The organism is Comamonas sp. A23, from assembly GCF_004522605.1.
Taxonomy (GTDB): Bacteria; Pseudomonadota; Gammaproteobacteria; order Burkholderiales; family Burkholderiaceae_C; genus Comamonas; species Comamonas thiooxydans.
Genome location: NZ_RSDT01000003.1, coordinates 207,837 through 220,735, shown reverse-complemented (window position 1 = coordinate 220,735; position 12,899 = coordinate 207,837). Strand labels below are relative to the sequence as shown.

The following is a 12,899-nucleotide window of genomic DNA, read 5'->3' as shown; positions in this document are numbered from 1 at the left end:
ATGGCAAAGATGCCATGATGGCCCAAAGCGAGAGAGCTTGCGCCCTGCGCGCCTCAAAGCCTCACACCCGGACCTTTCCGTCGCCCGTAAGCATGGACAGCTCGACAAAACGCGGCTTGCCAGCCTGTGGGCGGAAGGCGATGGGAAAGCCCGCAACCTGCTGGCCATTCATGGCCTCCAGTGCCGCCACCAGGCCATCGCGCTGCAGCCGGCCAGCGGCAGCGGCAGATTTCAGCGCTTCGCCCACGACACGGGCAGCCAGATAGCCTTCCATGCTGGAGTAATCGGGCTGCAGCGAAGCACCTCCTTTCTGCAGGGCTGCCTGAAACTCACGCGCCAGGGGGTGCGATGTCTTGAAGGGCGAGGGCACGACCTGGGTGACCACCACCCCCTCGGCCTCCTTGCCAAGGGCCTTTGCCAGTGCCGAAGTGCCCACGAACGACACGTTGTAGAACTGACCGCCATAGCCTGCCTGGCGTGCCGCTCGCACAAAGGCAGCGCTGGCCGCATAGGTGCCGACCTGCACGATGACATCGGCCCCCAGCGGCACCAGAGTCTTGACGGCCTTGGTCACATCCTGGGAGTTGCGCTCCACCGTGGCTGCACCCACGGGTTTGAGGCCATGGCCTTGCAGCGCCTGCATCACCCCCTCGAGACCTGACTGGCCATAGGCATCGTTCTGATGAAACACCGCGATCTTCTTGAGGCTCAAAGAAACCAGTTGCCTAACCATGAGCGCGGTTTCATCGGCATAGGAAGCACGCAGATTGAAGACCGCCTGCGCCAGCTTGGGGTCGCGCAGGCCGGCGCCCCCCGTCAGTGGAGCAATCAGCGGCAGCTTGGCTTTCTGCAGCAAAGGCAGTGCGGCCATGCTGGTGGGCGTGCCCAGATAGCCAAACAAGGCCATCACATCATCGGCAATGAATTTCTGGGTATTGGCCACGCAGCGCTCTGGCTCATAGCCATCGTCCAGCGTGCGCAGCTCCACCTGGCGGCGGCCGATACCGCCCTGGGCATTGAGTTGATCGAAATACAGCTTGGCGCCCTGCACAAACTGCATACCCAGCTGTGCCGAGGGGCCGCTCAGCGCGCAGGACTGCCCAAGCACAATGGGCCCGCTCGAATCCTGGGAATGACTTGCGCCTATCCAGCTCCCGGCTGCCACAGCTGCGCCAGCAGTCATGAATTGACGACGATTCCACTCCACTCGCTTGTACGGCATTGCTCTTGATCTCTCTGTACGGGCTACTCATTGCTACGGGCTGGATCAGCCCGCTCCTGGGGTCTTGCATCTCAGGTTTTTTGACATGGATGCGCGCCGCATAATAGGCCCACAAAACGGTCTTCAGACGCAAACCGATCCAGATTTTCGAGCCCACGACATGCCTCATATCGTTCAAGTACGCGGTGCCTGCCCGCATGACTGCCCGGACACCTGCGCCCTGCTCACCACGGTGGTCGATGGCACGGCCACCAAGGTGCAAGGCAATGCTGAACACGCTCACACGGGCGGCGTGCTCTGCGCCAAGGTCAGCAAGTACACCGAACGCACCTACCACGCCGGGCGAGTGCTGCAGCCTCTCAAACGCAGCGGCCCCAAAGGCAGCGGCCACTTCACCCCCGTGAGCTGGGACGAAGCACTGAGCGATATTGCCCAGCGCCTGCACGGCATCGCCCGGCGCGCGCCCGAAGCCATACTGCCCTACAGCTATGCCGGCACCATGGGACTGGTACAGAGCGAGAGCATGGACCGGCGCTTTTTCCACCAGCTGGGCTCCAGCCTGCTGGATCGCACCATCTGCGCCAGTGCCGGCAGCGAGGCGCTGACCGCCACCTATGGCGGCAAGCTGGGCATGCGTGTGGAGTTCTTTGCCGAAAGCAAGCTGATCCTGATCTGGGGCAGCAACAGCATTGCCAGCAATCTGCATTTCTGGCGCTATGCGCAGGAAGCCAAGCGCCAGGGCGCCAAGCTGATCTGCATAGACCCGCGCAAGAGCGAGACCGCCGACAAATGCCAGGAACACCTGCAACTGCTGCCAGGCACCGATGCGGCACTGGCTCTGGCGCTGATGCACGAGCTGATCGTGCACGACTGGCTGGACCATGACTACATCGCCCAACACACCCAGGGCTGGGACGCACTCAGGGCCAGAGCATTGCAATGGCCACCCGAACGCGCGGCCAGTGTCTGTGGCCTGAGCGTGGAACAGATTCAGTCCCTGGCACGTGATTACGGCACGACCAGACCAGCGGCCATTCGCCTCAATTACGGTATGCAGCGGGCGCGTGGCGGCGGCAATGCCGTGCGCGCCGTGGCCTGTTTGCCGGCTCTTGTCGGCGCCTGGCGCCACCGTGCTGGCGGGCTGCTGCTGTCCGCCTCGGGGGTCTCGCCGTTCAAGCGCGCAGATCTGCAAATGCCCCAGCTGCTGGGTGAGCGTCGCCCACGCACGCTGAACATGAGCCAGATTGGCGATGTGCTGCTGCATGGGGGCGATGCCGGCTTCGGCCCCAAGGTGGAAGCCGTCGTGGTCTATAACAGCAATCCCGTGGCGGTGGCGCCAGAGTCGGCCAAGGTGGCTGCGGGCTTTGCGCGCGAAGATCTGTTCACCGTGGTGCTTGAGCATTTCTTGACCGACACCGCAGACCTTGCCGATTATGTGCTGCCCGCCACCACGCAGCTAGAGCATTGGGACGTCCACGGCAGCTACGGCCATACCGATGTGCTGCTGAATCGCCCCGCGATCGAGCCCCAGGGCCAGGCACGCAGCAACGCGCAGATCTTTCGCGATCTGGCCATGCATATGGCCCGGCTGGACCCCGCTTTTGCTGCGGCATGTTTCTCGGAGTCCGACGAAGCTCTATGCCGTGCAGCAGTTACACATACTGCGATTGATTTCGACGACCTTCTGCAACGGGGCTTTGCCCATATTCCGCTGCCCGATGCGCCATTTGCTGAAGGTGGCTTTGCCACGCCTTCGGGCAAATGCGAATTCGACAACCCAGCCCTGGCGCGGCTGGGCATCAACACCCTGCCCGACTACCTGCCCAATTACGAGCCGCCCACGGCCGCCTACCCGCTGGCCATGATCTCGCCGCCGGCACGCAACTTCCTCAACAGCAGCTTTGCCAATGTGGCCAGTCTGTCCCGCATGGAAGAGCGCCCGCTGCTGGAGATGCACCCCGATGACGCAGCTGCGCGCGGCATTGCCGACGGTGACCGGTTACGCGTCTTCAACCAGCGCGGCGAGCATGTCTGCCACGCCGCCGTCAACGGCCGCGCTCGCGCCGGCGTGGTGGTGGGCCTGGGCATCTGGTGGCGCAAGCAGGGAGCCAACGGAACGAATGTGAACGAGCTGACGCATCAGCAGCTCACCGATATTGGCCGAGCGCCCTGCTTCTACGACTGCGCGGTACAGGTGGAAAAGTTCAAGGAGTTGTCAGCCTGACGCGGCTGCATTGTGGTTGACCATGAGCAGGGCCACGGCGCGAGCAACCATAATGCAGACACTCAATGAATATGCGGCCGGGGTCTGAGCCTGTCAGAGCACACAGGTACAGCGCAGAGCCGCCCTGCTCTCGCGACATCATCTGTGAAGAAATCTCTCCCCTGGCACCGCCGGCTTGCGCCTAACCGGCTTGATTTGCGTCGACTGATCCTGGTCCTGACCATCTGCAGCGCGCTGATCCCGTTTCTCAACACCTTCTATGCCGGCTATCTGGTGCAGCGCCAGCAGCTGATAGACAACACGCTTGAAGGTCACCATGCCTATGCGACCAAGCTGGCGCAGAGCACGGATGATTTTCTGCAGTCCGCCCTGCAGCAGCTGGAATACAGCGCCAATCTGATGGGCGCGCACATGGATGACGTGGACTATCTGGCCAAGGAGGCCACACGTCTGCGCCTGCAAACCAAGAGCTTCAACTCCGTCACCATCATCGACCCAACGGGCTATGTGCTGGCGACATCGCCCGAAACCCTGCAGATCAAGGGCAAGACGCTGCAAAGCGCCGGAGTGACACAGACATTGAGCACTCGCGGGCCCGTCATCAGCCAGCCCTATATGTCCACGGCCGGCAACTACATCGTCTTTGTCTCTCAGCCCATTTTCGACCCTCAGGGCGAATTCCTGGGAGCGGTAGGCGGCAGCATCTACCTCAAGGAAGACAGCATCCTCGACACCCTGCTGGGCTCGCACTTCTACCAGGATGGCACCTATGTCTATGTGGTGGACCAGAACAAGCACATCATCTATCACCCCGACAACCACCGTATCGGCGATCAGGTGATCAACAACGATGTCATCAACGCCGTGATCCGAGGCGAGTCGGGTACGGCGCCAGTCGTCAACAGCAAGGGAGTGGAAATGCTGGCCGGCTATGCCGTCATCCATGCCTCGGGATGGGGCATTGTGGCCCAGCGCCCCAAGGCGGCCACGCTGGCCCCGCTCAACAAGCTGATGCGCTCCGTGCTCTACAAGACCCTGCCCATCGCCCTGCTGATGCTGGTGGTCATCTGGTGGAGCGCGCGCCGCATTGCCAGCCCGCTGCGCCAGCTCGCCAATGGCGCTCACGATATGGACAAGCCCGAGACGGCGCAGAACATCCAGGCCGTCAAGTCCTGGTACTTCGAGTCCTACGAACTCAAGAAAGCCATGCTCAAGGGCCTGGGCCTGCTGCAACGCAATATCACCAAGCTGCGCGAGGACGTGAACACCGATCCGTTGACCGGGCTGGGCAATCGCCGCCATCTGGAGGCAGCCATCAGCGCCTTTCAGACGCAAGCGCTGCCGTTCTCGGTGATTGCCATCGACATCGACCACTTCAAGCATATCAACGACGGTTTTGGCCACGATACAGGCGACGAGGTACTCAGACAGCTCGCACGCACCATGCGCGAGGTCTCGCGTGTCGATGACCTGCCCTGCCGCGTGGGTGGCGAGGAGTTTCTGCTGCTGCTGCCCGGCACGGGGCTGGAGGCCGCCGCCCATGCCGCCGAGCGCCTGCGTCAGCTGGTCGAGAAAATGGAGATACCGCCAGTGGGCCATATCACCATCTCGCTGGGCGTGGCCCACTGGCCCGACAGCGATCCCGATATCAAGGCCGTCTTCCAGCAGGCCGATGCCATGCTCTATGCCGCCAAGCGAGGTGGACGCAATCGTGTCATGGTCAGTAAGGCCTGCGAGCCTCCCAGCGAGCTCTGAGCCCGGCAGCACCGTAGTTCCGCTCCCACACTCAAGGCGTATCCGCTGTCACAGCCGATACGCTTTTTTTGCAGCTTATTGTGTGACTCCGTTGCACCAATTTGGCCATTGACGCTTCAAATTAGTGAGCATGCACCATAAGCGTCAAGAGGATTGAGCGCAAATTGATCTGAATTTCATAACAAGTAACTGATTTCATTGAACTAATGCCTTGAGCCCTCTGACCTGGCACAGCTCTTGCTGAAAACCCTTGCCCCGCAGCCCCGGATGGACAGCGGAATACACAACAGCAAAGGAATTTCAGATGCCAGAGCCAAGCAAGCATGTCAGTCGCAGACAACTGCTCTCGATGATCGGAAAGGTCGCGGGCGGCAGTGCCATGTATCAAGCCATGAGTTCACTGGGCTATGCCGCCGAATCGCATTACAGCGGTCCGGTCAAGCTCGGCAACGCAAAACCCGGCGCATCGGTTCTGGTGCTGGGCGCTGGCCTGGCAGGCATGGTGGCAGCCCACGAGTTGCGTGCGGCCGGCTACAAGGTGCAGTTGCTTGAATACCAGAGCCGCGCCGGAGGCCGATGCTGGACGCTGCGCGGCGGCGATGAGTTCAGCGAACTCGACGGCACGCGCCAGAAAGTGGGCTTTGCCAAGGGCAACTACTTCAACCCCGGCCCCTGGCGCGTGCCCTACCACCACCATGCGATGCTGGACTACTACAGGCGCTTCGGCATCAAGCTCGAAGCCTTCAACCAGGTCAACTACAACGCATATCTGCACAACAGCAAGGCCCTGGCCGGCAAGCCTCAGCGCTTTCGCCATGTGCAGACCGATGTCTACGGCCATGTGGCCGAACTGCTGTCAAAGGCCACCAATCAGGGCGCACTGGACCAGAGCGTCAGCCGGGAAGACAAGGAGCGCCTGCTGGAGAGCCTCAAGGCCTGGGGCGTGCTGGACAAGGAATACCGCTACCGCGCCAGCAATGCGGTCAGCGATTTCCGCGGCTACGACATCGACCCAGGCGGCGGCCTGATGACGCAGGCCAAACCTTCGACGCCCATGGGCCTGCACGAGCTGCTCGAATCCAATTTGTGGCGCCAGATGGGCGTGGGCAATATCTACGAATTCCACAGCGCCATCTTCCAGCCCGAAGGCGGCATGGACATGCTGGCCCAGGCCATGGCGCGCGATCTGGGCTCGGCCATACGCTACAACGCCAAGGTCACCAGGATCGCCCAGAACGACAAGGGCGTGACCGTGGACTATGTGGACGCCCTCAAGCCCGGCGCCACGCTGCAGGCCCGCGCCGACTGGTGCGTGTGCACGATTCCGCTGTCCATCCTGAGCCAGATCGAAGTGCAGGCCGGAAGCGCCATGCAGAACGCGATTGCTGCCGTACCCTACGGCAGCTCCATGAAGGTCGGTCTGGAGTTCAAGCGCCGCTTCTGGGAAGAGGACGAACGCATCTATGGCGGCATCAGCTACACCGATCTACCGATCCAGCAGATCTCCTACCCCTCCACCGGCTATATGGGCAACGGCCCCGCCGTGCTGCTGGGCGCCTATGCCTTCGAGAACTCCAACAGCTACCGCTTCTCCTCGCTCAAGCCGGCCGAGCGCATTCGTCTGGCGCTGGAGTACGGCGCGCAGATCCATCCTCAGTACAAGCAGGAGTTCCTCAACGGTGTGTCAGTAGCCTGGCATCGCATGCCTTGGATCAATGGCTGCTTCGGCAACTGGACAGATGCGCTGCGTGAGCAGCACTACAAGGATCTGGCCCAGATCGATGGCCGCCTGGTGCTGGCGGGCGAGCATGTCTCGTACATCCCCGCCTGGCAGGAAGGTGCCGTGCTGTCTTCGCTGGACGCCATCCAGCGCCTGCACGCCAAGGCCTCCAGCCTCTGATCGCCCATGTCTGCAACAAGGAACTTCACCATGCACACATTGCACCGTCTTTGCTCCGCTTTCGCCCTGGCCCTGGGTCTCTCCGGCGCCGTCCTGGCCCAATCACAGAGCATGAAAGCCCAGGATGTGAAAAACCTGCAAACACTGCAGTCTGCCGCCGTTCTTTCCATCTCGCCCGCCGATACCCAGGCGCTGATGCAGAACTTCTCTGCGGTCCGCCCGCGCTTCAGCCAGAGCGGCGGAGAGACCCTGTACCAGGCCATCTGCCAGGGATGCCACATGGTCAAGGGCGAAGGCGCCAAGGGCGCCGGCTTCTACCCAGCGCTGGCCTCCAACCCCAAGCTGGCAGCCGCTGCCTACCCGGCCTCGGTCGTCATGAACGGCCTGCACGGCATGCCGTCCTTTGCCAGCAAGCTGTCCGATGAGCAGATTGCCGACGTCGTGAACTATGTGCGCAGCAACTTCGGCAATCAGTACCCGGACAAGCTGTCTGCCGCCGACGTCAAACCCTTTCGCGTCACCCCATAAACCCATTCAGGAGATCACATGAACGTTCCATCCATCTTCAAGACCGCCACCACCGCCGCCTTGCTGGGCGCTGCAGTCCTGCTCACCGGCTGCGCTGCCACCACCTCCGGAAGCGGCGATGTGCTGCGCTACAAGACACCGGGCTCGACCTTCCCCATCGCTGCGGCCGTGGAAATTCCCACCGATGCCCGCACTGTCTATCTCTCCGGCAAGGTGCCGCCCGTGGTGGACAAATCCAAGCCCGCTGCTGATCCTGCGGCCTACGGCGGCGATACCGAGGGTCAGACCGTGGCCATCCTCAAAGGCCTGGAAGAGCAGCTCAAAAGCATGAATCTCACCATGAGCGATGTGGTGAAAATGCAGGTCTTTCTGGTGGCCGACCCCGCCAAGGGCAACAAGATGGACTTTGCCGGCTTCATGCGTGGCTACACCCAGTTCTTTGGCACGGCCGCCCAGCCCAACCTGCCCGCACGCTCGGCCTTCCAGATTGCAGCCTTGGCCAACCCGGCCTGGTATGTGGAAATCGAGGTCGTGGCCGTGCGCGCCGCCAAGCCCGTCAAGTAAGTAACGCGCCGGCCTTGCATTCATCGCCGGCCCCGTCAGCGATGAATGCCGATTCCAGCGCCGCTCAGTGAGTGGGGGAACCCGTTTCCTGCTGGGCGCTGCGCGCATCCAGGGCCAGGAAATGGTGAACCACGGGCTTGTCCGGCCCCTGGTGGTAACGCAAAGCGGCGGCCTGCAGATCGGCGTCGGCCTTGGACACGCGACCATGCTGGCGCAGGTGCTCGACCCAGGACTCGACCAGGAACCACTCGATCACCCGGCCCGGCTCGCCGGTGTGCTCGGCCACGCCCCAGGCATAAGCCCCATCTCGACGACGCTCCTGGGCCACTTGCTGCATGGCCTGGAAAAAGGCGCCCAGGTCTTGATGCGCAATCCGGTACTCGACCTGAATCATGACCGGACCACGGTCGTGGGCCACGGGTTCTGCCAGCAGGGGCTCGGGCCAGTGGTTGGACGGTTGCAGATCCGCCTCGCCAGCTGGCAGCTTGACGCGGTGAAAGACCAGGGACACCAGCACCAGACCCAGGGCCCCGATCAGCAGCGTGACCGGCAGGCCCAACTGGCCGGCAATCAGGCCCCAGCCCAGGCTACCCAGGGCCATGGCACCGTTGAATACCATCAGGTAGATGGCAAGACCCCGGCCGCGCACCCAGTTGGGCAGCACCGCCTGGGCCACGCCGTTGAGCGTGGTCAGCGCAACAATCCAGCCCAGGCCCAGCACCAGCATCAGTGCCACGGCAGCCCACTGGGGCGGCACCAGGGTCAGCATGCCCATGACCAAGGCCGTAACCACAGAAGCCAGCAACACCAGACCGTCGGTATCGAGACGCTTGCGCAGCTTGGGCAACAGCACGGCGCCCAGGATGGCACCGGCCCCCACAGCGCCCAGCATCACACCGTAGAAACCGGCCGTGCCGCCCAGCATGCGGCGAGCCACCAGGGGCAGCAAGGCCCAGACCGAACTGGCGAACAGGAAAAATACCGCAGCGCGCAGCAGCACCACATGCAGTTCACGACTGGCACGGGCATAACGCACACCGGCCCGGAAGGCACCGAAGAACTGCTCGTTGAGCGCCGAGGCCTCGGCCTTGGGGCGTTTCCACCATATCAGGGCGGCGATCACGAACACATAGCTGAGCACGTCGAGGCCGTAGGCGGCTGCCGCACCGAAGCTGGCCAGCAGCAGTCCGCCGGCGGCCGGGCCGATGGCACGGGCGATGTTAATGCCCAGGGAGTTCAGGGCCACGGCGCTCTTGAGTTCGCTGCGCGGCACCAGTTCGGGCACGATGGACTGCCAGGTCGGCCCCATGAGGGCGGCGCCAATGCCGCCCACAAAAGTCAGGGCCACCAGGTATTCCACCGTGAGGGTGTTGGTCTGTGCCAGCACCAGCAGCGTGCCGCTCACGGCGCCCAGCAGCACCTGCACGCCGATGAGGAAACGGCGGCGGTCCAGGATGTCGGACAGCACGCCGGCGGGGATGGCCAGCAGGAAGACGGGCAGCGTGGCCGCCGTCTGGATCAGCGCGACGGCCGTGGGACTGGACGAGAGTTCGGTCACCATCCAGGCGCTGGCCACATCGCGCATGAAGCTGCCGATGTTGCCCAGCACCGTGGCGGCCCACAGCACTGCAAAGACGGGAATGGCCAGGGGCGCGAAGCTGCCCGAGGCGGCTTTGGTGTTATCCGGCATGGGAGTCTCCTAGATCGTGCCAGGCGACGAGCAGCATACCGCCGACCAGGCCCCAGTGTTCAAAAAATGCGTTGACAGCACGCTGGCGCTCGGCCTGCGGCGCTGCCCGGAAGCGGTCGGCCAGCAAGGCCGCCAGCACCGTGAAACCTGCGAGGGCCAGCGACTGCACCTGGGGTGCAGTGGCTACGGCATGCAGTGTCTCGCCCATCTCACACCGCCCAGCAGGCGCAGCCCAGCGCGCCCCAGAAGCCCTTGAGATCGGCCACGGGCAGCTTGCTGCTCCAGGCCGTAGCGTGGGCGTGGCCGTGCAGATTGCAGTTGCTGGCGCAGCCGCAGCTGGCAGCGGCGTTGCGCATCACGGACTGCAGCGGCGCGCCTTCCTGCACACCCCAGGCGCCGTAGCCCTTGAAGGTGCGCACGGGGGACCAGTCAGGCATGGCCAGGGGCGGGGCCGATTCGTCGAAGTCGGCGAAGGCGCCGGCGCCATAGACCATCTTGCCGCCCACCACGGTGAGCAGGGCCGAGGTGTTGGCAATGTCGGACTCGGGGCAGGCGAAGAAGTCGCGGTCGGGCACGATGAGGTCGGCCAGCTGGCCCACCTGGATGCGGCCTTTCTTGCCCTGTTCGTTGCTGAACCAGGTCACGTTTTCGGTCCACATGCGCAAGGCCTGGTCGCGGGTCAGGCAGTTGCGCTGGGGCGTGAGCTGCAGGCCGCCCACGGTCTTGCCCGTAATGAGCCAGGACAGCGAGACCCAGGGGTTGTAGCTGGCAACACGGGTGGCGTCGGTGCCGGCTGACACGTTGACGCCCTTTTCCAGCATACGCTTGACCGGGGGCGTGGCCTCGGCCGCGGCCGCGCCATAGCGCTCGACGAAGTATTCGCCCTGATAGGCCATGCGATGCTGCACGGCAACACCGCCGCCCAGAGCCGCAATGCGGTCGATGGACTTTTCGGAAATGGTTTCGGCGTGGTCGAAGAACCAGTTCAGGCCGGCCAGGGGGATGTCTTTATTGACCTTCTCGAACACATTGAGCGCGCGGTCTATGGTCTCATCGTAGGTGGCGTGCATGCGCCAGGGCCAGCGGTTCTGGGCCAGGATGCGCACCACTTCTTCGAGCTCGCCTTCCATGCCGGGCGCCAGCTCGGGCCGGGGCTGGCGGAAGTCCTCGAAGTCGGCGGCCGAGAACACCAGCATCTCGCCTGCGCCGTTGTGGCGGAAGTAGTCCGTGCCCTGCTTGTACTGCGAGCTGGCGGTCCAGCGCAGAAAGTCGTCCTTCTCTTCCTTGGGCTTTTGCGTGAACAGGTTGTAGGCCAAGCGGATGGTGAGCTGGTCGGCATCGGCCAGCTCCTGGATCACGTCGTAGTCGTCGGGGTAGTTCTGCATGCCGCCGCCCGCGTCGATGGCGCCGGTCACGCCCAGGCGGTTGAGTTCACGCATGAAGTGGCGCGTGGAATTGACCTGGTAGTCGCGCGGCAGCTTGGGGCCCTTGGCCAGCGTGGCGTAGAGGATGGACGCATTGGGCTTGGCTAGCAGCAGGCCCGTGGGGTTGCCGGCGCTGTCGCGCAGGATCTGGCCACCGGGCGGCTCGGGCGTGTCCTTGGTGTAGCCCACGGCGCGCAGGGCGGCGGCGTTGAGCAGGGCACGGTCGTACAGATGCAGGATGAAGACCGGAGTGTCGGGTGCCACGACGTTCAGCTCGGCCAGCGTGGGCAGGCGCTTTTCCACGAACTGGTGCTCGGTGAAGCCGCCCACCACACGCACCCATTGGGGGGCGGGTGTCACGTCCACCTGGGCCTTGAGCATGGCCATGGCATCGGCCAGGCTCTTCACGCCGTCCCAGCGCAGCTCCATGTTGAAGTTCAGGCCGCCGCGGATCAGGTGCAGGTGGTTGTCGATGAGCCCGGGCAGCGCACTGCGCCCGCCCAGATCGATGCGCTTGGTCTGCGGGCCGGCCAGGGGCAGGACTTCGCGGTCGCTGCCGACGGCGCTGAAGCGGCCCTGGCTCACGGCCACGGCCGTGGCTGTGGGGTTGCTGCGGTCCAGCGTGGTGAAACGGCCGTTGAACAGGATCAGATCGGGGGTGGAGGGCTGGGTCATGATGTGCCTATGGGGGTCAGCAACGCAAAGAAGGGATGAGAAAGCCGGAGAGGGGGCAAAAAAGGAGGCAGAGGCCGTGGCGAGCGGCCGCAGCCTGGGCCGAGGACCGCAGCCGTACCGACGTACGGCGAGGACCACAGGCGCAGGATACGGCCGCGCAGCAGGCCCCTGCCCCTTTTTTTTAGCCTTCGTGCGCGCCGAACATGGTCTTGGCGTAGGTGATGCCGATGCCGTAGCCGCCACCCAGCTTCTTGGCAATGCCCGTGGTCATGTCATAGGTCTCGGTGCGGGCCCAGTCGCGCTGCATTTCCAGCAGGTATTGCAAGGAAGTGATGGGCTGGGCACCGGCCTGGACCATGCGCTCCATGGCACGGTTATGGGCTTCGGTGGAGATGTCGCCGCAGGCATCGGCGATCACGAAGACCTCAAAACCCTGGTCCAGCGCCGACAGGGCCGGTCCGACGATGCACACGCTGGTCCACAGGCCGGCCAGCACGATGCGGGGCTTGCCGATCTCGTTGACCTTGCGGATCACGGCCTCGTCTTCCCAGGTATTCATCGAGGTGCGGTCCAGCAGGGTCTGGCCGGGGAAAGGCGCAGTCACTTCCTCGAACATGGGTCCCGAGAAACTCTTTTCTGCCACGGTGGTCAGGATGGTCGAGGCTCCGAAGCCGGCGGCAGCCGAAGCGACCAGGGCGGCGTTGGAGCGCAGCTGCACGGGGTCGATGGAGTGCGTGGCAAAGGCCATCTGCGACTGGAAGTCGATCATGATCAGCGTGTGGTCATGGGGGTTGAGCAGCTTGGCACCGGGCTTGGCGACGGCGACGGGACGGGCGATGGAAGCGTTGGCGTTGGTCATGGAGAAACTCCTGGGTAAAAGGTGAGCGAGAGGCTGCAGGGGAAACAAGAAAGCAGGA

The 12,899-nt window shown here is 63.7% G+C and carries 10 protein-coding genes; 5 read left to right on the top strand and 5 right to left on the bottom strand.

Features of this window, described 5'->3' with window-relative positions:
• Window positions 1-61: 61 nt before the first annotated feature.
• Entirely contained in the window at window positions 62-1,222 is a 1,161-nt protein-coding gene (locus EIC84_RS09295; RefSeq protein ID WP_034362862.1) for an ABC transporter substrate-binding protein, read from the bottom strand.
• 160 nt (window positions 1,223-1,382) lie between these two features.
• Here EIC84_RS09295 and EIC84_RS09290 point away from each other — a divergent pair, with 160 nt between their 5' ends.
• The 5 genes from EIC84_RS09290 to EIC84_RS09270 all read left to right on the top strand — a co-directional run bounded on the left by EIC84_RS09290 (window position 1,383) and on the right by EIC84_RS09270 (window position 8,193).
• A complete protein-coding gene (locus EIC84_RS09290) occupies window positions 1,383-3,446 on the top strand; it encodes a molybdopterin-dependent oxidoreductase (protein ID WP_003068603.1) in 2,064 nt (687 codons plus the stop codon).
• A 195-nt stretch (window positions 3,447-3,641) separates the two neighbouring features.
• Window positions 3,642-5,201, top strand: coding sequence for a sensor domain-containing diguanylate cyclase (locus EIC84_RS09285; RefSeq protein WP_003068601.1), 1,560 nt, complete (start codon window positions 3,642-3,644; stop codon window positions 5,199-5,201).
• A gap of 304 nt (window positions 5,202-5,505) precedes the next feature.
• Window positions 5,506-7,101, top strand: coding sequence for a flavin monoamine oxidase family protein (locus EIC84_RS09280; RefSeq protein ID WP_003068599.1), 1,596 nt, complete (start codon window positions 5,506-5,508; stop codon window positions 7,099-7,101).
• 30 nt (window positions 7,102-7,131) lie between these two features.
• The gene (locus tag EIC84_RS09275) at window positions 7,132-7,629 is read left to right on the top strand and encodes a cytochrome c (RefSeq protein ID WP_003068596.1); all 498 of its coding nucleotides are present in this window, start codon (window positions 7,132-7,134) and stop codon (window positions 7,627-7,629) included.
• Between the two features lie 18 nt (window positions 7,630-7,647).
• The gene (locus EIC84_RS09270; protein ID WP_003068595.1) at window positions 7,648-8,193 is read left to right on the top strand and encodes a RidA family protein; all 546 of its coding nucleotides are present in this window, start codon (window positions 7,648-7,650) and stop codon (window positions 8,191-8,193) included.
• 64 nt (window positions 8,194-8,257) lie between these two features.
• On the opposite strand, the gene EIC84_RS09265 is transcribed toward EIC84_RS09270, so the two are convergent.
• The 4 genes from EIC84_RS09265 to EIC84_RS09250 all read right to left on the bottom strand — a co-directional run bounded on the left by EIC84_RS09265 (window position 8,258) and on the right by EIC84_RS09250 (window position 12,841).
• On the bottom strand, window positions 8,258-9,883 hold the full coding sequence (locus tag EIC84_RS09265; RefSeq protein WP_003068593.1) for an MFS transporter: 1,626 nt from the start codon (window positions 9,881-9,883) through the stop codon (window positions 8,258-8,260).
• The gene (locus EIC84_RS09260; protein ID WP_003068591.1) at window positions 9,873-10,091 is read right to left on the bottom strand and encodes a hypothetical protein; all 219 of its coding nucleotides are present in this window, start codon (window positions 10,089-10,091) and stop codon (window positions 9,873-9,875) included. The genes EIC84_RS09265 and EIC84_RS09260 overlap by 11 nt, the downstream gene beginning before the upstream one ends.
• A gap of 1 nt (window position 10,092) precedes the next feature.
• Window positions 10,093-11,982 (bottom strand): amidohydrolase, encoded by a 1,890-nt coding sequence (locus tag EIC84_RS09255; protein ID WP_003068588.1) that lies wholly within the window; start codon window positions 11,980-11,982, stop codon window positions 10,093-10,095.
• 181 nt (window positions 11,983-12,163) lie between these two features.
• Window positions 12,164-12,841, bottom strand: coding sequence for an isochorismatase family protein (locus EIC84_RS09250; protein ID WP_003068587.1), 678 nt, complete (start codon window positions 12,839-12,841; stop codon window positions 12,164-12,166).
• Window positions 12,842-12,899: the final 58 nt, after the last annotated feature.

Bases quoted from the DNA above. Each gene is read 5' to 3' on its own strand.
- EIC84_RS09255 (WP_003068588.1), bottom strand. From the start codon at position 11,982: ATGACCCAGCCCTCCACCCCCGATCTGATCCTGTTCAACGGCCGTTTC.
- EIC84_RS09260 (WP_003068591.1), bottom strand. From the start codon at position 10,091: ATGGGCGAGACACTGCATGCCGTAGCCACTGCACCCCAGGTGCAGTCG.
- EIC84_RS09265 (WP_003068593.1), bottom strand. From the start codon at position 9,883: ATGCCGGATAACACCAAAGCCGCCTCGGGCAGCTTCGCGCCCCTGGCC.
- EIC84_RS09250 (WP_003068587.1), bottom strand. From the start codon at position 12,841: ATGACCAACGCCAACGCTTCCATCGCCCGTCCCGTCGCCGTCGCCAAG.
- EIC84_RS09295 (WP_034362862.1), bottom strand. From the start codon at position 1,222: ATGCCGTACAAGCGAGTGGAGTGGAATCGTCGTCAATTCATGACTGCT.
- EIC84_RS09270 (WP_003068595.1), top strand. From the start codon at position 7,648: ATGAACGTTCCATCCATCTTCAAGACCGCCACCACCGCCGCCTTGCTG.
- EIC84_RS09290 (WP_003068603.1), top strand. From the start codon at position 1,383: ATGCCTCATATCGTTCAAGTACGCGGTGCCTGCCCGCATGACTGCCCG.
- EIC84_RS09275 (WP_003068596.1), top strand. From the start codon at position 7,132: ATGCACACATTGCACCGTCTTTGCTCCGCTTTCGCCCTGGCCCTGGGT.
- EIC84_RS09280 (WP_003068599.1), top strand. From the start codon at position 5,506: ATGCCAGAGCCAAGCAAGCATGTCAGTCGCAGACAACTGCTCTCGATG.